Origin of the sequence: Mesorhizobium sp. Cs1299R1N1 (assembly GCF_037179655.1) — a bacterium.
In the GTDB taxonomy this organism is placed as follows: domain Bacteria; phylum Pseudomonadota; class Alphaproteobacteria; order Rhizobiales; family Rhizobiaceae; genus Mesorhizobium; species Mesorhizobium salmacidum.
On the sequence record NZ_JAPYKR010000002.1, the window covers coordinates 452901 to 474681 of the forward strand.

At 62.5% G+C, this 21781-nt stretch carries 18 protein-coding genes; 8 read left to right on the forward strand and 10 right to left on the reverse strand.

All coding sequences use genetic code 11. The annotated features are described in order from the left end of the window. Nucleotides 1-2 precede the first annotated feature (2 nt). The 3 genes from edd to zwf all read right to left on the reverse strand — a co-directional run bounded on the left by edd (nt 3) and on the right by zwf (nt 4070). Nucleotides 3-1826: a phosphogluconate dehydratase gene (gene edd / locus O7A70_RS05525; RefSeq protein WP_337139473.1), complete on the reverse strand. Its 1824-nt coding sequence runs from the start codon at nt 1824-1826 to the stop codon at nt 3-5. Between the two features lie 73 nt (nt 1827-1899). Continuing rightward, entirely contained in the window at nt 1900-2616 is a 717-nt protein-coding gene (gene pgl / locus O7A70_RS05530; RefSeq protein WP_337139474.1) for a 6-phosphogluconolactonase, read from the reverse strand. Then, entirely contained in the window at nt 2598-4070 is a 1473-nt protein-coding gene (zwf, locus tag O7A70_RS05535) for a glucose-6-phosphate dehydrogenase (protein ID WP_027144797.1), read from the reverse strand. Before zwf ends, pgl begins: the two co-directional genes overlap by 19 nt. A gap of 407 nt (nt 4071-4477) precedes the next feature. Here zwf and O7A70_RS05540 point away from each other — a divergent pair, with 407 nt between their 5' ends. Continuing rightward, the gene (locus tag O7A70_RS05540; RefSeq protein WP_337107290.1) at nt 4478-5224 is read left to right on the forward strand and encodes an SDR family oxidoreductase; all 747 of its coding nucleotides are present in this window, start codon (nt 4478-4480) and stop codon (nt 5222-5224) included. A gap of 19 nt (nt 5225-5243) precedes the next feature. Here the strand turns inward: O7A70_RS05540 and O7A70_RS05545 are convergent, their stop codons facing one another. From O7A70_RS05545 to O7A70_RS05555, 3 genes are all read right to left on the reverse strand, one after another. After that, the gene (locus tag O7A70_RS05545; protein ID WP_442921161.1) at nt 5244-6080 is read right to left on the reverse strand and encodes an SH3 domain-containing protein; all 837 of its coding nucleotides are present in this window, start codon (nt 6078-6080) and stop codon (nt 5244-5246) included. A 433-nt stretch (nt 6081-6513) separates the two neighbouring features. Next, entirely contained in the window at nt 6514-7800 is a 1287-nt protein-coding gene (locus O7A70_RS05550) for an NAD(P)/FAD-dependent oxidoreductase (protein WP_337139476.1), read from the reverse strand. Nucleotides 7801-7900: 100 nt separating this feature from the next. Then, nucleotides 7901-9337 carry a glutamine synthetase family protein gene (locus tag O7A70_RS05555; protein ID WP_337139477.1) on the reverse strand — a complete coding sequence of 479 codons (1437 nt, stop codon included), beginning with the start codon at nt 9335-9337 and terminating at the stop codon, nt 7901-7903. Between the two features lie 147 nt (nt 9338-9484). Between O7A70_RS05555 and O7A70_RS05560 the strand changes: the two genes are divergently transcribed. Then, nucleotides 9485-10201: an HAD family hydrolase gene (locus O7A70_RS05560; RefSeq protein ID WP_337139478.1), complete on the forward strand. Its 717-nt coding sequence runs from the start codon at nt 9485-9487 to the stop codon at nt 10199-10201. A gap of 72 nt (nt 10202-10273) precedes the next feature. Here the strand turns inward: O7A70_RS05560 and O7A70_RS05565 are convergent, their stop codons facing one another. From O7A70_RS05565 to aceA, 3 genes are all read right to left on the reverse strand, one after another. Next, nucleotides 10274-10687 carry a response regulator gene (locus O7A70_RS05565; RefSeq protein ID WP_337139479.1) on the reverse strand — a complete coding sequence of 138 codons (414 nt, stop codon included), beginning with the start codon at nt 10685-10687 and terminating at the stop codon, nt 10274-10276. Between the two features lie 271 nt (nt 10688-10958). Then, a complete protein-coding gene (locus tag O7A70_RS05570) occupies nt 10959-11201 on the reverse strand; it encodes an SMc00767 family acetate metabolism repressor (RefSeq protein ID WP_006202762.1) in 243 nt (80 codons plus the stop codon). A 64-nt stretch (nt 11202-11265) separates the two neighbouring features. Next, nucleotides 11266-12555 (reverse strand): isocitrate lyase, encoded by a 1290-nt coding sequence (aceA, locus tag O7A70_RS05575; protein WP_337139480.1) that lies wholly within the window; start codon nt 12553-12555, stop codon nt 11266-11268. A gap of 238 nt (nt 12556-12793) precedes the next feature. Here aceA and O7A70_RS05580 point away from each other — a divergent pair, with 238 nt between their 5' ends. The 6 genes from O7A70_RS05580 to O7A70_RS05605 all read left to right on the forward strand — a co-directional run bounded on the left by O7A70_RS05580 (nt 12794) and on the right by O7A70_RS05605 (nt 19785). Then, nucleotides 12794-14245 carry a helix-turn-helix domain-containing protein gene (locus O7A70_RS05580; RefSeq protein WP_337139481.1) on the forward strand — a complete coding sequence of 484 codons (1452 nt, stop codon included), beginning with the start codon at nt 12794-12796 and terminating at the stop codon, nt 14243-14245. 136 nt (nt 14246-14381) lie between these two features. Next, on the forward strand, nt 14382-15353 hold the full coding sequence (locus O7A70_RS05585) for a DMT family transporter (RefSeq protein WP_337139482.1): 972 nt from the start codon (nt 14382-14384) through the stop codon (nt 15351-15353). A gap of 329 nt (nt 15354-15682) precedes the next feature. Next, complete coding sequence (locus tag O7A70_RS05590) at nt 15683-16780, forward strand: polyamine ABC transporter substrate-binding protein (RefSeq protein WP_337139483.1); 1098 nt, start codon at nt 15683-15685, stop codon at nt 16778-16780. A gap of 75 nt (nt 16781-16855) precedes the next feature. After that, nucleotides 16856-17992, forward strand: coding sequence for an ABC transporter ATP-binding protein (locus tag O7A70_RS05595; RefSeq protein WP_337139484.1), 1137 nt, complete (start codon nt 16856-16858; stop codon nt 17990-17992). 9 nt (nt 17993-18001) lie between these two features. Continuing rightward, nucleotides 18002-18970, forward strand: a complete 969-nt coding sequence (locus O7A70_RS05600; protein ID WP_027144810.1) for an ABC transporter permease subunit — start codon at nt 18002-18004, stop codon at nt 18968-18970. After that, a complete protein-coding gene (locus tag O7A70_RS05605) occupies nt 18967-19785 on the forward strand; it encodes an ABC transporter permease (protein ID WP_015316315.1) in 819 nt (272 codons plus the stop codon). The genes O7A70_RS05600 and O7A70_RS05605 overlap by 4 nt, the downstream gene beginning before the upstream one ends. A gap of 24 nt (nt 19786-19809) precedes the next feature. Here the strand turns inward: O7A70_RS05605 and O7A70_RS05610 are convergent, their stop codons facing one another. Next, nucleotides 19810-21663 (reverse strand): AsmA family protein, encoded by a 1854-nt coding sequence (locus tag O7A70_RS05610; protein ID WP_337139485.1) that lies wholly within the window; start codon nt 21661-21663, stop codon nt 19810-19812. Nucleotides 21664-21781 lie beyond the last annotated feature (118 nt).

Below are 21781 nucleotides of genomic sequence, written 5' to 3' on the forward strand. Positions count from 1 at the left end.
CGTCAGGCGGTTCCGAACGCACTGGCGCCGTGGTCGGCGCGGCCTACCAATTGGCGGAAACCGGCGAACAGCTCGCGGCCGAAGCCGAATTCATTGCCGATCAGGTCGGCTTCGGCCGTGCGGCGCAGCGCGAGCTCGGTCCCTGGCACCAGCACCTCCAGCGTGCCGGCATCGGCGTCGAGGCGGATGACGTCGCCGTCATGGATCCGCGCGATCGGTCCTTCCTCGACCGCTTCCGGCGTCACATGGATCGCCGCCGGCACCTTGCCGGAGGCGCCCGACATGCGGCCGTCCGTGACCAGCGCGACACGCTGGCCGCGGTCCTGCAGGATGCCAAGCACGGTGGTCAGCTTGTGCAGTTCCGGCATGCCGTTCGCCTTCGGCCCCTGGAAGCGGATGACGGCGATGAAATCACCGGTGAGCGTGCCGGCCTTGAAGGCGTCGTTCAGCCCCTGCTGGCTGTCGAACACCTTGGCCGGCGCCTCGATGACACGTCGCTCCGGCTTGACGGCCGAAGTCTTGATAACGGCATGGCCAAGGTTGCCTGAAAGCACCTTGAGGCCGCCCGTCGGCTGGAACGCCTTGTTAAACGGCGCCAGCACCTTTTCGTCGCCGCTTATGCTTGGCGAAGCCTCGCGCAGCACGCCGCCGTCGGCGCCGAGCTTTGCCTCGACCGCATAGGGCCGCAGGCCTTCGCCCCACACTGTCTGCACATCCTCGTGCAGGACACCTTCGTCGAGCAGTTCGCGGATCAGGAAGCCGAGCCCGCCCGCCGCGTGGAAATGGTTCACGTCGGCAAGGCCGTTCGGATAGACGCGCGCGAGCAGCGGCACCGCTTCCGAGAGATCGGAAATGTCCTGCCAGGTCAGCGCGATGCCGGCGGCCGCCGCCATGGCGATCAGGTGGATGGTGTGGTTGGTCGAGCCGCCGGTGGCGTGCAGGCCGACGACGCCGTTGACGAACGAGCGTTCGTCGATCATCCGGCCGACAGGCGTATAGGCGTTGCCGAGTGCGGTGATCGCCAGCGCCCGCTTCGTCGCTTCGCGGGTCAAGGCATCACGTAGCGGCGTGCCTGGATTGACGAAGGACGCGCCCGGCGTGTGCAGGCCCATGATCTCCATCAGCATCTGGTTGGAGTTCGCCGTGCCGTAGAAGGTGCAGGTGCCCGGCCCATGGTAAGACTTCGACTCGGCTTCCAAGAGTTCGGCGCGACCTGCCTTGCCCTCGGCATAGAGCTGGCGAACCTTGGCCTTCTCGTCGTTGGGCAGGCCTGTCGTCATCGGCCCGGCCGGGATGAACACTGCCGGCAGATGGCCGAAGGTGAGTGCGGCGATCACCAGTCCTGGCACGATCTTGTCGCAGACGCCCAGATAGACGGCGGCGTCGAACATGTTGTGCGACAGGCCGATCGCCGCTGCCATGGCGATCACGTCGCGCGAAAACAGCGACAGCTCCATGCCGGGCTGGCCTTGTGTCACGCCATCGCACATCGCCGGCACGCCGCCGGCGACCTGGGCGATGCCGCCGGCCTCGTGCGCGGCCTGCTTGATCAGGGCGGGGAAGGTCTCGAAGGGCTGATGCGCCGACAGCATGTCGTTATAGGAGGTGATGATGCCGAGATTGGGCACCTTGTCGGCGCCGAGCGCCAGCTTTTCCGAGGGGCTGCACACCGCGAAGCCGTGGGCAAGATTGCCGCAGGACAGCACCGACCGGTTGGCGGTCTGGTTCGACGCTTCGGCAATACGGCTCAGGTAGCGCTCTCGGCCCGGTTTGGAGCGCTGGCGTATCCGCTCGGTGATGGCTTCGATATCGCGTCTTGCGGTCATGGCATCAGGTCCTTTCAGCCGAGGTCCCGGAAACATCCTCCCGCCGTTGCCGGGACCATTTGTAAACTTGAAATCAGGGCGCCCAGAAAACCTCCACGGGTTTGGGCGATGCGTCGAGCACGGCGCGGATCGGCTTGCGCGGCCCGGGCGCGACAGCGTTGTCGAAGGCGACGCGCTTGTCCTCGCCCTCTATGTGCAAGGCGAGGAAATCCGCATCGATGATGCGGGCGAGCGTCAGGGTCAGCCGCGGCTCTCCGGCGCTTTTGGCATGGACCGGCAGGATCATCCTGTCGGAGGCCGGGTCGAGCAGTTTCGGCAGATCGTCGGCGTCAGGAAAGAACGAGGCGGTGTGGCCGTCTGGTCCCATGCCGAGCACCACGACGTCGAGCGGCCAGGGCAGGGATCGCAGTGCCGCATCGTCGGATGTCGCGGCATCCTCGATGCCGGCCGCCTCGTGGTAGAGCGGAACGAAACGGGCGGCCTTGGCCGCGTTCCGCAGCAGGTTCGCGGCCACCAGCCCGGCATTCGATCGCGGCGAGGAGGCCGGCACGAAGCGTTCGTCGACCAGCGTCACGATCACCTTGTCCCAGGCGATCGGCGCTGCGGAGAGATCGGCAAAGAATTTTGCCGGCGTCGTGCCGCCGGAGACAGCCAGAAACGCCCTGCCGCGCCGGTCGATCGCCCTCGTTAGGCGATCGGCCACTTTTGCGGCCAGCGCCGAAGCCAGTTGCGGACGGTCGGCAAAGGCATTCCAGTTATAGCTGGCGCTGTTCAATTGCTCTCGTGCCATGTCCGCCCGTCGCGTTCGATCAGCGCTATCGAGGCCGACGGCCCCCATGTGCCTGCCGTATAGCCCTGTGCTTCCTGCTTGGCGCCTTCCCAGGCATTCTGGATCGGGTCTATCCACTTCCAGGCGGCTTCCACCTCGTCGCGACGCATGAACAGGGTCTGGTTGCCACGGATGACATCCATGATCAGCCGTTCATAGGCGTCGGGCGCGCGGCCGTCGAAAGACTGCGCGAAACTCATGTCGAGCGAGATCTGGCGCAGCCGCATGCCGCCCGGGCCTGGATCCTTGATCATGATGAACTGTTTGACGCCTTCGTCCGGCTGCAGCCGGATGACCAACTGGTTGGCGAAGATCGGCCCCGCGCCGCTGTCGCCGAAGATCGAATGTGGGATCGGCTTGAACTCGATGACGATTTCAGAAACCCGGGTCGCCAACCGCTTTCCGGTCCTGAGATAGAACGGAACACCTGCCCAGCGCCAGGTGCCGATCTCGGCCTTGATGGCGACGAAGGTCTCGGTGTCGCTGTCCTTGCCGAGTTCCTCGACATAACCTTTCACCGGTCCGCCCGCCGACGCACCGGCACGATACTGGCCACGCACGGTGTGCTTCGGCGCTTCATTGCCGTTGATGCGCTTCAGCGCTCGCAACACCTTCAGCTTCTCGTCGCGCACGGCGTCGGCGTCCATCGACGACGGCGCTTCCATGGCGACCAGGCAAAGCAGCTGCAGCATGTGGTTCTGCACCATGTCGCGCAGCGCGCCGGCCTTGTCGTAATAGGTGACGCGATCTTCCAGGCCGACGGTCTCGGCGACGGTGATCTGCACGTGGTCGATATGGGCGGAGTTCCACAGCGGCTCGTAGAGCGCATTGGCAAAGCGCAGCGCCATCAGGTTCTGCACCGTCTCCTTGCCGAGATAATGGTCGATGCGGAAAATCTGGCTTTCATGGAAGTCGTCGCCGACCAGGTCGTTGAGCGCCTGCGCCGAGGCGAGGTCGCGGCCGATCGGCTTCTCCAGCACGATGCGCGAATTCGGCGTGATCAGATTGTGCTCTTTGAGCTTGTGCGAGATATCGCCGAACAGCGCCGGCGCCACGGCCAGATAGAAGGCGCGGATGTGGTCGCTTTCGCCAATCGCCTTTTTCAGCTTGTCGAAGCCGGCGCCGCTCGTCGCATCGGCCGGGACGTAGGAAAGCCGCGCCAGGAAGGTCTTCAACTCCTTGGCATCGATATCGGCCGGCTTGACGTGGTCCGAAATCGCCTGCCTGGCGAAGGCCTGGAACTCCTCGTCGCTCATTTTCGAGCGCGACGTGCCGATGATGCGCGTCGGCTCGGAGAATTGATGGTCGCGCTGGCGATAGTAGAGCGACGGCAGCAGCTTGCGCTCCGACAGGTCGCCGGTGCCGCCGAAGATGATGAAGTCGAAAGGGTCGACGGGGATGATCTGGCTGGTCATGGTCTGTCCGCTTTGACGCCGGTCGCGAGTACGCGGCTGATATATTCTAATCGATTTAAATTTTCCAGTGCCATGCTGTCACATCGAGGACCAATCGCTGGATATTGATTGGGTCCACCTGTGCGCTTGACACTGGCGCCACCGGGAGGCTTGTCGGTGAACGAAGACTCCGGAAGCTTTCGCAGTTGCAGCATAGAACGTGAATGTGACGAAAGCTAATGCATGTCGCCCGGAAGTGTCCTCGGTTCCGGGATAACGACATGCATAAAATCAGAAGCTTGCAGCAGGTCGGGCGAATCCTATTCGCCGCGACATGCTGTAAGGGAGAAATCGTACCTATCGCGGCACCGGCCGGACTGTCAGCCCTTTCGCGCAAGCTGCGCGATGAACCCAAGGAGCGGTAACGCATGCGTCTGGAAAACAAGGTCGCCATTATCACCGGTGCGGCATCAGGCTTCGGCGAAGGCATGGCCAAGCGCTTCGCGCAAGAGGGCGCCAGGGTCGTTGTCGCCGATCTCAACGCCAAGGGGGCGGAACGCGTCGCAGGCGAGATCGGCGACGCGGCGATCTGGACGCAGACCGATGTTTCGTTGCGCTCCGAGTTCGACGAGATGGTCTATGCGGCCAAAAGCGCCTTCGGCCGCATCGACATCATGGTCAACAACGCCGGGTTCACCCACCGCAATGGCGACATGCTCAAGGTCGACGAGGAAACTTTCGACCTGATCACATCAGTCAACATGAAGGCGATCTATCACGCCGCGCGTGCCGTCGTGCCGATTATGGAGCGGCAGGGCGGTGGCGTCATCCTGACCACGGCGTCCACCGCTGGCCTGCGGCCTCGACCCGGCCTCACCTGGTACAATGCCTCGAAGGGCTGGGCGATCACCGCCACCAAGTCGATGGCGGTGGAACTCGCGCCCAGGAACATCCGCGTCAACTGCCTCTGCCCGGTCGCCGGCGAGACCGGCATGCTGGAGAAATTCATGGGCGCCGACACGCCCGAGATCCGCGAGACATTCCGCGCCTCGATCCCGCTCGGGCGGCTGTCGACTCCGCTCGATATCGCCAATGCGGCGCTATGGCTGGCTTCGGACGAGGCCGCATTCATCACCGGCGTGGCGCTGGAGGTCGATGGCGGCCGCTGCATCTGAATGCGGCGATGTTCGGATATTACGCGCCGGGCTTGACGTAGCTCTTGTACACCCAGCCGTGCTTGCCGTTGTAGACGACCTCGCACCACTGCTTGCAGCCTATCAGTTGCACTGAAGTCCGGGCAGGCACCGTGCCGATGGGGGTGCCGCCCTTCTTCGGAGCACTGCGCATGGTCACAGTCCTGAGAATACGGGCACTGCCCGTCGCCGCCACCTTGCGCGGCTTCGCTTTGGCTGCGTTATCCTCGCCTTGTGCATTCGCGGGTTTTTGTTCCGGTGCTTGCGGCTGCGTCTCCGGAATGGCGGCGGTCTGCGCCCCATCGGGATTGCTGCTGTTCGCAGGCGGACTCGTCGCGGCAACCTTGGCAAGCTCGTCGGTGGCATCGGTATCGGCAGACGATTGGGCGAATGCTGCCGCTGTTTTGTCAGGCGTCGGCTCAGGCTGCTTGGCTACCTGGCTGGGGGCAGCCGTTTGATCGGGATCTGCTGCCGCGGCAGCAGCCTTCTGCTGTGCCCCGGTCCAGCGAGGATCGTTGGCCGCAAGCGCTTGTATGTTGCTCGCCGCCGCTACCATGGTCGGTGGGACCTGGCTGGACTTGCGCTCTACCCGCGGTGTCACGGCAGCCGCTGTCACCGTAGTTCCCGAAGGGGAAACTTTCGTCGTCTTCACCGGAATGCTCGGAATGCTCTGCTCGGGGCTGGCGACCGCTTGCCTCTCGCTGGTCGGCAATGCCAGCCAGAGTGCCACCGCGGCAACGCCAAGCAGAGCTGCGGTACCGACCGCGGCAATGACCAGGTGCGAGTTCGAGCGGACTCCCTGCCAGAATGACGGGCGCATGTCATAGCCGAACTGCATGGCAAAGCGCCGACGTTCCGGAGCACCGAAACTGAAGGGCTCTCTCACTCTTGCCACCTCCATAAGCGGGCCGGTGTTCTTTCGATCAGATATCGCATATCATGCGTTCGATCAGCATCGGTCCCAAAACGCGGACAGGCCCGCAACAATCCCCGAACAATCGCCCAGACGCGGACCTTTCGCCCGCGATTGTGGCATCAGTACGCCATTATCAAGGATTCTGCACCGTCGCCGGCAATTCCGCAATGTGCCGCCCGGGCAACAAATGTTACATGGATATTACAATATTACATGAGATCGTGATCGTATGGGATAACGGCCATCCAATCCCTGCCTAAAGCACGTCGCGTGGAAATGGACTTATACAATGCGCTTTTAGATATTGTTTTGATGCGCTTCGTTCTTCCCAGGCACATCACTTTTGCACGACGCATTAGATCCTGTCCCGCAGCGCAAACCAGTTGAGCGCGAGGAAAAGCAGCGGCGCCCGGAACCGGCGGCCGCCAGGAAATGGCGGAATTTTCAATTCCTCGATCAGCTTCAGCCGGTCACGGTTGCCGGTGACGGTTTCGGCATAGAGTTTGCCGAAGAAGTTGGACAGCATGACGCCGTGACCCGAATAGCCGCCGGCCGAGATCACATTCGGCATCACTTCACGCACGAACGGCTTTCTTGGCACCGTGATTCCGACATAACCGCCCCAGCCGTGGGTGATCTCGATATCGCTCAGCGCCGGATAGAGTTCCGCGATCTGGCGGCGAATATGGATGTGGATATCCTTCGGATCGTTGACGCCATAGACCTCGCGTCCACCGAACAGCAGCCGGCCATCCCTGGATTTGCGGAAATAGCGCACGACGAAACGGGAATCGTCGACCGACTCGCCCCCCGGCAGCACTTTCGACTCCGACCCCAGCGGCACGGTCGCGCCGATGAAGGATCCGATCGGCATGATGTGCGCGGCACTCACCGGCTCGAGCGTTCCGCCATAGGCATTGACCGCGATCAGGCATTTCTGCGCCGAGATCGTCCCCCTCGGCGTGGAAACCCTGACCTTGCCCCCCGCGGATATGATGCCGGTCGATGGCGTTCCTTCGAACAGGTGCGCGCCGGCTTGTGCCGCCACCCGCGCGGTGCCGATCACCAGCTTCATCGGATGGATATGGCCGGTGCCGGTGTCGCGCGTGCCGCCGAAATAGGCGCTCGAGCCCAGCCGCTCCGCCGTCTCCTTCGCATCCATGAAGGAGATATGCGGGTAGGAGAAACGGCCGGCCATGATCTCGGCATGGGCCTTGTAGTCGTCGACATAGCGCGGCTTGTGCGCAACCGAAAGCTGGCCCGGCATGTAGTCGATATCGATCTGGTTGATGGCCGCGAAATCAAGCAGGTGGGCTTTGGCCTCCTCGGCAAGATCGAACAGCGCCTTGGCGCGGGAAAGGCCATATTCGGCCTCCAGATCCTCGGCCCAGGCGCGCTGGCCGGTGCCGAGCTGGCCGCCATTGCGCCCTGAGGCGCCATCGCCGAAGCGGTAGGACTCGATCAGCACCACGTCCGCTCCAGCCTTGGCTAGATAAACCGCTGCAGACAGGCCGGTAAACCCGCCGCCGATGATAACCACATCGCAGGTCCGGTCGCCGTCGAGCGCCGGATATTCAGGCCGTTGCCCAGCCGTGTCCTCATACCAGGATCGACCAGGGGAGATTGGGGATTGATAAGGCATGATGTGGCGAAGACTCGAGGGAGTTTGGGAAGGAATAGAAGAGGAGTAGCGAATAGGGAAAAACCGATATTGTTGCTATTCGCTATTCGCTATTCGCCCTTCAGACGTTGAGCAGCAGATATTCCCGCTCCCACGGACTGATCACTTCCATGAACGTCTCGAATTCCGCACGCTTGATCGCCGCATAGGTGGCGGCGAAAGACTTGCCCAGCAACGCGCAGAGTTCCTCGTCGCCTTCGAACAGGTCCACGGCTTCGAGCAGACTGCGCGGCAGGTCTATCTCGTCCGCGTTGGCGGTGGTAAGCACGGGCGGCTCGGCCTTGATCTTCCGGGTGATGCCGATCAGCCCGCAGGCGAGCGAGGCTGCAAGTGCCAGGTAGGGATTGGCGTCGGAGGACGGAATGCGGTTCTCGACGCGCCGCGCCGCGGGGTCGGAACGCGGCACCCGGAACGCCGTGGTGCGGTTGTCGTAGCCCCATTTGTTGTTGACGGGAGCCGATGCCGCCTGCGTCAGCCGCCGGTAGGAGTTGACGTAGGGCGCGAACATCACCAACGCGTTCGGCACGTGCTTTTGCATGCCGCCGATGAAATGGAAGAAATCCTCGGTTTCGGAACCATCGTCGGCCGAAAAGATGTTCCTGCCCGTCTTCTTGTCGACGATCGACTGGTGGATATGCATGGCGGAGCCCGGTTGGCCCTGGATCGGCTTGGCCATGAAGGTCGCGTAGATCTCGTGCTTGAGTGCCGCCTCACGGATGGTGCGCTTGAACATGAACACCTGGTCGGCAAGTTCGATCGGGTCGCCATGGCGTAGATTGATCTCGAGCTGGCCGGCGCCCTCCTCGTGGATGAGCGTGTCGATCTCCAGCCCCTGGCTTTCGGAGAAATGATAGATGTCGTCGATCAGTTCGTCGAACTCGTTGACGCCGGCGATCGAATAGCCGGCGCCGCCGCCGATCGCGCGCCCCGAGCGGCCGACGGGCGGGGTCAACGGATAGTCCGGGTCCGGGTTCTTGCGCACGAGGTAGAACTCGATCTCGGGCGCCACGACCGGCTTCAGCCCAAGCCTGTCATAGGCTGCAAGGACGCGCTTCAGCACATTGCGCGGCGTGAACTCGACCGAGCGGCCGTCCTGGTGGACGAGGTCGCAGATCACGGCCGCCGTCGGGTCTTCTTCCCAGGGTACCACCGTCAGCGTCGACAGGTCCGGCATCAGCTTGAGGTCGCCGTCGTCTTCAGGGTAGTGGAAGCCGTTGCCGTCCTCTGGATAGCCGCCAGAAATCGTCGTCATGAAGACGGCCGAAGGCAGCGCCAGCGAAGTATTGGAGGTGAATTTCTTCGACGGCATCATCTTGCCGCGCGCCACGCCGGCCTGATCGGGTGTGATGCATTCGATATCCTCGATGCCGCGCCATTCCAGCCAATCGCTGACTTCCTTCCAATTCTTCACACCACGCAGGTTTTTCACAAAGGCAGGCGTGCGCGCCCGTCCTCCGCGGCTCGACGGACGGACTTCCTTTTTTGCAGGCGGCATCATTCACCAGATTGGGTTGCGGATTTCGGAGTATAGCCGTGCCGCGCGATGGAAGGGAAGGGAGCCACCGCCGGCATTTTCCGTTGCAGGTTGAAAACCGCCCGCCGGTCGGCTTAGGTTTGGTGTCTTCCCGCATTCGAGAAGCCGGTGATGCGAACCAGCAGCGAACTGACCACGATCGGCTTCGATGCCGACGACACGCTTTGGCAAAACGAACAATTCTTCCGCATGACGGAGAAGCGCTTTGCCGCCATGCTGGCCGATCATGGCGAGGAGAAGCAGATCTCGGCGCGACTGCTGGAGGCCGAGAGGCGCAACCTTGCGATCTATGGTTTCGGCATCAAGGGATTTACGCTCTCGATGATCGAAACGGCGATCGAGGTCACCGACGGGCGCGTGCCGGCCTCGGTCATATCGGAGATTCTCGACGCCGGTCGCGAGATGCTGTGCCATCCGATCGAGCCCTTGCCGTATGCGCGCGATACGGTCGAGAAACTCGCCGGCACCTTCCGCCTCGTGCTGATCACCAAGGGCGATTTGTTCGATCAGGAGCGCAAGCTGGCCGGCTCCGGGCTGGGCGATCTGTTCGATGCCGTCGAGATCGTCAGCGACAAGACGGCCGCGACCTATGCGCGCCTCTTCAACCGCCATGGCGACGGCCCGGCAAGGAGTATGATGGTCGGCAATTCGCTGAAGTCGGACGTGGTGCCCGCCATCGAGGCCGGCGGCTGGGGTGTCCATGTGCCGCACGAACTGACCTGGGTGCTCGAACATGTCGAGGCGCCAGTCGCAGAGCCGCGTTTCCGCCAGATATCGGATCTCGGTCAATTGCCGGAACTGATAGAAAGCATCGCGAAGCCAAGCTGATCGCGACTGCGATTATTTGCTTTTTGAATAAATCCGGGCGGAAAACCGCGGCACGACTTTCCCGGAATTGCCTCAGCGGTTGATCAGGCGATCGATCACCGGTTGCAGCCGTTCGGGCGTGATCGGCTTTGCCACCACCACGTCGACGACATTCGCCAGGCCAAGGCTCTCCGGCGTGCCATTCTTGGTTGAAAGCAGGATCACGGGAGGAAGCGATTTGCCCGAAGTCCGGCGCAACATTTCGATGCCGGGCATCAGATGGTCGCAGTCCTTGTTGTCGGGGCCACCATCGAGGACGATCGCTCCCGGCACCAGCGTCCGCAAGGTTTTCGCTGCGATATCAGGCGGTTCCGAGATTGGTCTGAGCCCGGACCGTTCGACGATCTTCGATACGACGACCCGGTTGATCGGCGATTTCCCGACAACAAGCACCCGCGAGAGATCGCGGATCGTGTTGGTGCTTGAATCCCGGGTCCCCAGATTCACATGTTTTGCGGTCTCGCCCTCGCGGTTCACTGGGCACCCAAGTCGGCCAAGAAGTTCGCCCCCATTTCAATGCAGAGTTGAAATCTGGGCGACAATTGGCGTGAGATCGCACCCTTGTCAAGTTGAAATAAAAGAACCTGGAGGCGTCCCCCACAACAGTGGATTCAAAGCAACAGTACTGTACTGCTCTGTCCATGGCTTGGTTGCGTAAAAATAAAATTCACCTGCGCATTCATTGCGCAGGTGAAAGGGCCGCCTGGACGATTTCGGATCAGCCATGGCTCTGCTGCGTGACGATGACCGGGATCAAAAGGTCACCCCAATTGCCGTCACCGCCATGGTGCCTTGCGGAGCGCACGAGCTCCACCGAGACGCCCGCCTCCACCGCCTTCATCACCGACTGGTTGAGCCTGTGCAGATCGTTGGCCAGCATGCGGATCGTCGCCTGCTGGTCGACGCTCATCGTGGTCGATTGCTCTTCTGCCCGTTCCTTGACGCGGCTTATCGATGCCATTGGTCGTCTCCTATGTCCTTGCCCTCTCGGGCGTTTCCTCTGTTGGTCGTCTTTTTTGGCGAACTCACTCCGCCGCCGGCTTGAACTGCGCGTGCTCGGTCGACTCATGCATGGCGGTGGTCGATGACCGGCCCCCGGTGATCGCCGTCGAGACGGCATCGAAATAGCCGGTGCCGACCTCACGCTGGTGCTTGGTCGCGGTATAGCCATTGGCCTCCGCCGCGAATTCCGCTTCCTGCAACTCGGAATAGGCCGACATCTGCCGCGCCTTGTAGCCGCGGGCGAGTTCGAACATGCCGTAGTTGAGCTGGTGGAAGCCGGCCAGCGTAATGAACTGGAACTTGTAACCCATGGCGCCCAGTTCCCGCTGGAACTTGGCGATCGTCGCGTCATCGAGGTTCTTCTTCCAGTTGAACGACGGCGAGCAATTATAGGCGAGCAGCTTGCCTGGATGGTGCCTGCGCACCCCCTCCGCGAATTTCCTGGCCTGCGCCAGGTCGGGCTTCGAGGTCTCGCACCAGATCAGGTCGGCGTGGGGCGCATAGGCAACGGCCCGCGCGATACAAGGCTCGATGCCGTTCCTGACCTGGTAGAAGCCTTCCACCGTACGGCCGGCATCATAGTCGACAAAGGGCTGGTCGCGCTCATCGATATCGGAGGTGAGCAGCTTTGCCGCTTCCGCGTCGGTGCGCGCCACGACCATGGTGGGCGTGGCCATCACGTCGGCCGCGAGCCGCGCGGCGTTGAGGTTGCGGATATGCGCCGCGGTCGGGATCAGCACCTTGCCGCCGAGATGACCGCACTTCTTCTCCGACGCCAGCTGGTCCTCATAATGGACGCCGGCGGCACCCGCCTCGATGAACGCCTTCATGATCTCGAAGGCGTTGAGCGGGCCGCCGAAGCCGGCTTCCGCGTCGGCGACGATCGGCGCGAACCAGGTCTCGACCGAAAGCCCGTTGCCTTCGGAGGTCTCGATCTGGTCGGCGCGCTGCAGCGTGCGGTTGATGCGCTTGACCAGTTCGGGCGCCGCATTGGCCGGATAGAGCGACTGGTCCGGATACATCGCCGAGGCGGTGTTCGCGTCGGCGGCAACCTGCCAGCCCGACAGATAGATCGCCTTCAGCCCGGCGCGCACCTGCTGCATCGCCTGGTTGCCGGACATGGCGCCCAATGCGTTGACGAAGTCCTCCTCGTGGATGAGCTTCCACAGCCGGTTGGCACCCATTTCGGCAAGGCTCTGCCTGATCTGCACCGAACCTCGCAGCCGCTTCACATCCTCCGGCGAATAGGGACGCTCAATGCCGTCGAAGCGGCCTTCAGGCGCCGAGGGGACGAGGTTGTAAAAATCAGTCATTGGTCGCTCCGAAGGGTTTCTGCACGACGTCCGCGCGCCAGTTGTCGAGAACATTCCTATGTGACTGAATTTACATTGCGATGCAAAATGAGCCAGAAAAATCAGAAAACCTCACCGAACATAAGGGAAAATCTGTGTTGCGTTTGACAGGGAGGCGCTGTAAATTTGTCAATCTTGTAAAGACAAGCAGGCTGGGATCGCGGCTGATGTCGTGTAAAAGTCCTGTCAAGGATGGTCGATGGCTGATCAGAAGATTTTCGCCGGGCCGCGCATTCGCCGCATCCGCAACGCCAAGGGCCTGACCCAGACGGCAATGGCCGAGGGGCTCGGCATCTCGCCGTCCTATCTCAACCTGATCGAGCGCAACCAGCGGCCGCTGACTGTGCAGCTGATCCTGAAGCTGGCCTCCGTCTACAAGGTCGATCCGCACGAGCTTCAGGGCGAGGCAAGGGGATCGGTCGCTGCCCTGAAGGAGGTGTTCACCGATCCGCTGCTGGTTGGCGAATTGCCGGGAGATCAGGAACTGATCGAGCTTGCCGAGGCGGCGCCCAATGCCTCCGCCGGAGTGATAAAACTGTTCCGCGCCTATCGCGAGCAGGCCGAGCGGCTGTCCGACATCAACGAGCTTCTGGCACGCGAGGGTCGGACGACAGCGCTCTCCGGCGCCCGCTTGCCGATCGACGACGTGCGCGAGATTTTCGAGCGGCGGCCGAACCATTTTTCCTCGCTCGAGGAAGAGGCCGAGGCGTTCACGTCGGTGCTTGACCCCGGCGACGACTTGTTTGGGGCATTGAAGGCATGGCTGAAGCGCGAATACGGCATCGTGGTCAAGGTTTTGCCGGTCGCCACCATGCCGAACTGGCGCCGCCGCTACGACCGCCACTCGCAGCGCCTGTTCCTGTCCGAGCGCCTGTCACCATTCGACCAGTTGCGTGAAGTCGCGATGGAGGCCTGCCTGATCCGCATGACGGTCGCGATCGCCGGCGAGATCCAGGCCTTGAGGCTGGCCACGGACGAGGCGCGCCGCCTTGCCCGCTTCGAACTCGGCCGCTATGCCGCCCACGCGCTGATGATGCCTTATCAGCCTTTTCACGCGGCGGCCGTTCGCTCACGCTACGACATCGAAGTCCTGCGCTCGCGCTTTGGCGTCTCCTTCGAGCAGGCGGCAAACCGGCTGACCATGCTGCAGCGGCCAGGTTCTTCTGGCGTGCCTTTTTTCATGCTCGAGGTCGACAATGCCGGAAACCGCTTTCGCAAGGCCGGCAGCCAGGGCTTTCCGCAAAGCCGCTTTGGCGGCGGCTGTCCCAAGCTTCCCGTGCATGTCGCCTTCACCCAGCCCGGTCAGGTCTTCGTCGAGGCGGTGGAAATGCCTGATGGCGCCGAGTTCCTGTGCATCGCCCGCACGCTGGAGGGGCCGCAAGGCGCATTCTCCGAACGCCCGCGCCGCACGGCACTGCTACTCGGCTGCGACATCGGCTTTCGCGACGACATCGTCTATGGCGCGGTGCTGCCTGGCGCGGCAGTCGGCGCGAAGGTGGGGGCAGGCACCATCGCGGCGACGACGCCTGTCGGCCCGGCCTGCCGGCTTTGCGAGCGTGTCGGCTGCCTGGCGCGCGCCGAGCCGCCGGTGACGCGCCCCCTCGGACTCGACGAGATGGTGACCGGCCTGAGCGCATTCGATTTTCAGTAGCGTTGCGGCAAAGGTGCCACAATCGTCGCCGGTCTCTGGATCACCCGCGGCTTAAGTCTTTGCGTTACGTGAACAGAGTAGTTTTTTGTCGTCCCTTGCGCATCGTCCCGTCCACAAAAGCTCGACAGTCGCGCCCATGACAGACACAGCATCATCTCCGACCCTTGTTGCATCGACCGGCCTTGCTACCTCGACAGTCTCGCCGCGCGAGGAACGCGTCGGCATGCTTCTGGTCTTCCTGTCGGCGCTGATGTGGAGTTTCGGCGGCACCATCGCTCGCTTCATCAGCGCCGGTGACAGCTGGACGGTTATTTTCTGGCGTTCCGTTTGGGCCGCCGCCTTCCTGCTCTGCTTCATGGTCTGGCGTGACGGCTGGCGCGGCATGGTGAAGTCATTCCAGGACATGGGCTTGCCAGGCATTGCCGTGGGATTCTGCTTCGCCATCGCCTCGACCTCGTTCGTCGTGGCGCTTGCCTATACCACCGTCGCCAACATCCTCTTGATGCAGGCCGGCGTGCCGCTCCTGGCGGCCTTGTTTGCCTGGGCACTGTTTCGCGAAAGAGTAACCGTTGCAACCTGGATGGCCATCGCCGCCGTTATCGCCGGCGTAGCCATCATGGTGTCGGAATCACTGGATGGTGCCGTCTCGCCCATCGGCGATGGACTGGCGCTGCTGATCGCGTTCATGTTCTCGATCGCCACCGTCATCACCCGGCGCTTCTCCAGCGTGCGCATGACGCCGGCGACCTGTCTCGGCACGATCCTGGCGGCGGGCTTGGCTGCCTCGCAAGCCTCGACCTTCATGGTGTCGGCCGGTGACATGTGCTTTCTCTTCGTCTTCGGCGTGGTCAATCTCGGCCTTGGCCTTGCTTTCTTCGCCACCGGCGCGCGCCTGATCCCGGCGGCGATCGCGGCACTGCTCGGCACGTTCGAGCCGATCCTGGGGCCGATATGGGTCTGGCTCATCCATTCCGAGGTGCCGTCCGGGCGCACCATGGTCGGCGGCGCGGTGGTGGTCACGGCGCTGCTTGTCCATATTGGGCTCGAATTCAAGCGCCAGGCGCGGCCGCAGCGGGCTGGGGTCACCGGAGTGCCTTCGCCTAATTGATGCCGGCGCCGAAGCTTTGCCCATTGACAATGTCGCTGCCGCCCGGGCAGGCTGGGACTACGGCAACAACAAGACAGGCTTATCTTGCCAAGTCTCCCCGGCGGCTCGATCGAGACCGGACCACATTCTTGTATCTCTCTCCGCGCGGCGGCGAAAGCTTCTGACGGCACCGCAATTCCTTCCCGCCCCGAACGACCGGGTTGCCGCAGGCGGCGTGCCGGATGGCGCTTGTCGGCCCCTGGAAAGCTCAATAGTCTGAAGCAAAATGCCCGGCAGCGCGAGCATGTCGCGACGCGCCGGCAATGGAACACTCACCAAAGGAGAATAGCATGATCCGCAAAGCGCTCTGGCTTTCGGCAACCTCGGTATTTCTGGCGCTTTTGACGCCCGCCGGTCACGCCGCGGACCGCGTCGTCAACGTCTTCAACTGGTCGGACTATATCGACAGTTCGATCATCGACGATTTCACCAAAAAGACCGGTATCAAGGTCGTCTACGACACCTTCGATTCCAACGAAATCCTCGAAACCAAACTGCTCGCCGGCGGCAGCGGCTACGACGTCGTCGTGCCGAGCGGCCATTTCCTGGCCCGCCAGATACAGGCCGGTGTGTTCCAGAAGCTCGACAAGTCGAAGCTGCCGAACCTCTCCAACATGTGGGATACGGTTACGGAGCGCACCGCCCAATACGACCCCGGCAACGAATACTCGGTCAATTACATGTGGGGCACGGTCGGCATCGGTTACAACACCAAGAAAGTGCAGGCAGCGCTCGGCACCGACAAGATCGACAGCTGGGATACCTTCTTCAACCCGGACAGCCTGGCCAAATTGAAGGATTGCGGCGTCTATGTTCTGGATTCTCCGTCCGACATCCTGCCGGCGGCGCTGAAATATCTCGGTCTGGACCCCAACAGCACCTCGCCTGACGACATTGCCAAGGCCGAGGAAGCTCTTCTCAAGATCCGTCCCTATATCAGGAAGTTCCACTCGTCCGAATACATCAACGCACTTGCCAATGGCGACATCTGCCTGGCGGTCGGCTGGTCGGGTGACGTGTTCCAGGCTCGCAACCGCGCGGTCGAGGCCAAGCAAGGGGTGGAGATTGGCTATTCCGTCCCAAAGGAAGGCGCCCAGATGTGGTTCGATCAGATGGCGATCCCCGCCGATGCTCCGCATGTCGCCGAGGCGCTTGAATTCATCAACTACATGATGACGCCGGAAGTGATCGCCAAATCGTCGAACTATGTCCTTTATGCCAACGGCAACAAGGCATCGCAGCAGTTCGTCGACAAGGCGCTGCTCGACGATCCCTCGGTCTATCCGGACGCCGCGTCCTTGCAGAAGCTCTATACCGTCCAGCCCTACGATCCCAAGACGCAGCGCATCATCACGCGCAGTTGGACCAAGATCGTCACCGGCCAGTAGGCAATCCGACGCGACCCCGGCAGCCAACTGCCGGGGTCGATTTCTTTTGGGGAATAAAAAGTACGGAGTGGGGATATGAAATCGCTTGGCAGCATCCGCAGGGACTTCGCGCCATGGAACGACCCGAAGGCCAAGCCATATATTCAGTTCGACGGCGTCACCAAGAGGTTCGGTGACTTCACCGCTGTCAACAATCTGTCGTTGACCATTTTCGAGCGTGAATTCTTCGCGCTGCTCGGCGCCTCGGGTTGCGGAAAGTCGACGCTGCTCAGGATGCTTGCCGGCTTCGAGGAACCGACAGCCGGTCGCATCCTGCTCGATGGTCAGGATCTGCGCGGCATTCCGCCCTATCGCCGGCCGGTCAACATGATGTTCCAGTCCTATGCCCTGTTCCCGCATATGACGGTCGAGAACAACATCGCCTTCGGCCTCAAGCAGGAGGGCATGCCGAAGCCCGATATCGAAAAGCGCGTCGCCGACATGCTGAAGTTGGTCAAGCTCGAGCAGTTCGCCAAGCGCAAGCCGCACCAGCTCTCGGGCGGCCAGCGCCAGCGCGTCGCGCTTGCCCGCTCGGTCGCCAAGCGACCGAAGGTGCTGCTGCTCGACGAGCCGCTCGGCGCGCTCGACAAGAAACTGCGCGAGGAAACCCAGTTCGAACTGATGGATCTGCAGCAGGAGCTTGGTCTCACCTTCGTCGTCGTCACCCATGACCAGGAAGAGGCGATGACGATGGCCGATCGCATCGCCATCATGGACAAGGGCGAGGTGATGCAGGTTGCGACACCGGCGGAGGTTTACGAGGCTCCGACGTCGCGCTTCGTCGCCCATTTTGTCGGCAACGTGAATATGTTCGAGGGCAAGGTTGCCGAGCGCGCCGACAAGACAACACGCATCACCGGCGCGACCGGAGCCCAGATCGTCGTCGAGAATGGCGCCGCCGCAACAGGCACCGACATCATCTTCGCCATCAGGCCGGAAAAGATCAGGGTTTCGTCGAAGAAGCCGGCCGATGCCGTCAACGCGCTGGAGGGCGAGGTTTACGACATCGCCTATCTCGGCGACATGACCGTCTATCACGTCAGGCTGGACGACGGGCAGATCGTGCGGGCAAGCGCCCTGAACGCGGCTCGTGTGACCGAGGATCCGCTGACCTGGAACGACCGTGCCTGGGTGTCCTTCCGGCCCGACGCGGGCGTCGTGCTGGCACGGTAGGGGGCGGGCATGTCCAATACCGCCGTCGCCGATGCCGCCGCGCCATCGACTGCCGCCAATCCGTTCCTGACGCGTTTGGGTGCCGGCTTCGTCAGCCGGCTCGTCATCATCGTTCCCTATCTCTGGCTGCTGTTCTTTTTTCTCGTCCCCTTCGTCATCGTCTTCAAGATCTCGCTGTCGCAGACGGCTATCGCCATGCCGCCCTATACGCCGGTGCTCGATTTCAGGGACGGCGTTTCCGGTTTCTTCGCCGGCTTTCGCGACCTCAACTTCGACAATTATGTCTGGCTGACGCAGGACGCACTCTATTTCAAGGCCTACCTCACCAGCGTCGTCATCGCTGCCATCTCCACGGGGCTGACCTTGCTGGTTGGCTATCCCATCGCCTATGGCATGGCGCGGGCTCCGGCCACGATCCGCCCGACATTGCTGATGCTGGTCATCCTGCCGTTCTGGACGTCGTTCCTGATCCGCGTCTATGCCTGGATCGGTATCCTGAAGCCCGAGGGCCTGCTCAACCAGTTGCTCTTGTCGCTGCACATCATCAATCAGCCGCTGGTGATCCTCAACACCTACACGGCCATCTTCATCGGCATCGTTTATTCCTACCTGCCGTTCATGGTGCTACCGCTTTATTCGTCGCTGGAAAAGATGGACTACTCCCTGATCGAGGCGGCCAAGGATCTCGGCTGTCCGCCGACCGCTGCCTTCTGGAAGATCACCTTTCCGCTGTCGCTGCCCGGCGTCATTGCCGGCTGCCTGCTGGTGTTCATTCCGGCCGTCGGCGAATTCGTCATCCCCGACCTGCTCGGTGGCTCGCAGACGCTGATGATCGGCAAGACGCTGTGGAACGAGTTCTTCGCCAATCGTGACTGGCCGGTGTCGTCGGCCGTTGCCGTCATCCTGCTGTTGCTGCTGATCGTACCGATCGTGTTGTTCCAGCATGCCCAGGCCCGCGCGCAGGAGCAGGACAAATGAACACCACCTGGAGCCGCTTCAACATCACCTCGATCACGCTCGGTTTTGCCTTTCTCTATCTGCCGATCGTGCTGCTCGTCGTCTTCTCCTTCAACGAGTCCAAGCTCGTCACCGTCTGGGGCGGCTTTTCCACCAAATGGTACGTATCGCTGTTCCACAATCAGGGCCTGATGGACGCCGCGTGGGTGACCATCCGCGTCGGTCTGATTTCAGCGACGGTGGCCACGGTTCTCGGCACTATGGGGGCCTTGGCGCTGACCCGCTACACACGCTTCCGGGGCAGGGTCCTGTTCTCCGGCATGATCTTCGCACCATTGGTCATGCCTGATGTCATTACCGGCCTGTCGCTGCTCCTGCTGTTTGTCGCCATCGGCATGGATCGCGGCATGACGACCGTGATCCTCGCGCATATCACCTTCACAATGTGCTTTGTCGCGGTGGTCGTGCAGTCGCGGCTTGTCAGCTTCGATCGCTCGCTGGAAGAAGCCGCCATGGATCTTGGCGCGCCGCCGGTGAAGACCTTCTTCCAGATCACGCTGCCAGTCATTCTGCCGGCGATCGTGTCCGGCTGGATGCTGGCCTTCACGCTGTCACTGGACGACCTGGTCATCGCCAGCTTTGCTTCGGGCCCTGGCGCCACCACGCTGCCGATGAAGATCTACAGCCAGGTCCGCCTTGGCGTGACGCCGGAGATCAATGCCGCCTGCACCCTTCTGATCGCGATCGTCACGGTTGGCGTCATCATCGCTTCGGTCGCCAACAAGCGGCGCGAGGTGCAGCGGCAGCTTGACGAGCGGGCCGCGCAACGCGGTTAGGAGCAGCGCTTCAGGCGCAAGGCGTTATTCGCCCGAAACGCCACGGCTGATGGGTGAAATGAACGGCGTGCTCCACGTTCCGCCGACGAAAAACGACGACTGGTTGGGCCCCTGCTGGCCGTTCTTTTGCGTTGCTGGCTGATCCGGCTGGATGACGCCGCCCGACAGCGCCAGTCCGCGTCCTGCGTAGGATGCGATGCCGGAAAGCCAGATCTTGTATTTCGGCGAATTGGCCTCCGCCTTGTCGAGTCTCGCCACACCTCTTGAAATGGTTGCCTTCACTTCGGCGCCGTCGATGGGCAGCGTCCCGTCCGAGACATCGTCGAGCGCGAAGAAGCCGCCTTGTTCGGTATGCTTGAGAAAGGCCGGCAGGTTGAACTTGCTGAGCGCGCCAGGGCCGAAGGTCGCCGAGACCGAGCCGTCGGCGTTTTCAAAGATCGAATCCCAGGTCCTTCCCGGTCCCTTGAGGATGACCGAAACGGTGCCCGTGCCGACCGGCACCAGCCGGGTCATCCCTGCCGCGGTACCGAACGCGCCACCATCGACGTCGGAGGCCAGCAGCCGGATCTCGACCTGGGTGCCCTCGGGTTTACGGTCGAAACGAAGGCTGGTCTGGATGTTGCCGCCAAAAGCCGAGGCGTCGGAGATGTCGAAGACGGAAAGACCGTCCTTGACCTGGGCGGTGGCCGCGACATCGGCAAGCTGGATACTCCCCGCCGTGGCACGGGCCGCCGACAGCCTGAGATCTAGATTGACCCGATCGGCGAAACTCGTGTCGACCTGACCTGGCTCGCCGCTGCTCGCCGGTCCCAGCGACGTGAAGGCGGACAGAAACGACCTGAGGTCGAGCGTGTCGAAGGCAAGTGTGCCCGAGATCACCGGTTGCGTCTCGCCAAGCGACAGGTCCAGCGCGCCCATGCCCGGGTTGTTGTCCAGCGCCAGCGCCGTGTTTTCAAATTTGACGCGGCCGGCCGACGCCGTGACCTTGCTCGAAATGCTGAACGAGCCGATCGCCGCGCTCGGCGCGATGCCGGCCTGCGACCATTCCAGCACGCGCCGCAGCGAGGGCGCCGCGAATTTCACCTGGCCATCGAAATAGGCTTTTTCGGACATGTTGGCCGTGCCGTCGAAGGAGAAGGTGGCGGGCGCTGCCTTGAAGGACAAAGTGAGGGGTGCCATGCCCCCGGCAAACAGCACCAGGGGTCTCGGCGAGGCGGCATCCACGGTCACGCTTTCGCCGCGCCAGATCCCGGTCGCGGACAATGTCGCATTGCTGTTCATCGCCGCCCAAGTAGCCTGGCCGCTAAGACTGCTCAGGATCTCCACATCCTTGCCTTTGACGGACGCCACCATGCGGCCATCCCTGAACTCCACGGTTCCGAAAGTGTCGTCCGGCAGCTTGTCCAGGTCGGGCTTGGCGGGGTCCGCGTTGACCAGGCCACGGGCCGCGTCGATGGAGCGCGCGATGCGCCCGCCGGTCGGCGCCGTGGGCAGGAATAGCCCGCCCGCCGTGCGTTGGACCCGGATCGTCGGCCGCACCAGCCGTGCCGTGGAAAACACCACATCGCCCTGCAATGCCGCCATGGCCGAGAGGTCGACCTCGACCCGTTCGGCTTCGACGACCGGCGGCGCATCGGCATCCGTCCACTTCGACAGCGTCACATCGGTCAGGATCGCGCGGAATTTCGGCCAGACCTCGATGCGCGGCGACCCCTCGATGGCAACCCGAAAGCCGCTCCAGGCGCTCAATTCCCAGGCGATGCGGTCACGCACGATCCGCGTCGAGGCAATCAGCGGCAGGGCCGCGACCACCAGAGCGATGACGATCGCGGCAGCGCCGATCGCCCATACTCCGCGGCGGATCAAGGATGATGGCATATAGCCCCGTATGCTTCCATTCCGACAAAAACGATCGTCCGACGGGTGTAACCCCTGTCGTCACTACGACTTAGGGCTGACGCATTTCAAGTCTTTATGGCCCGGCGATGGCATTTGC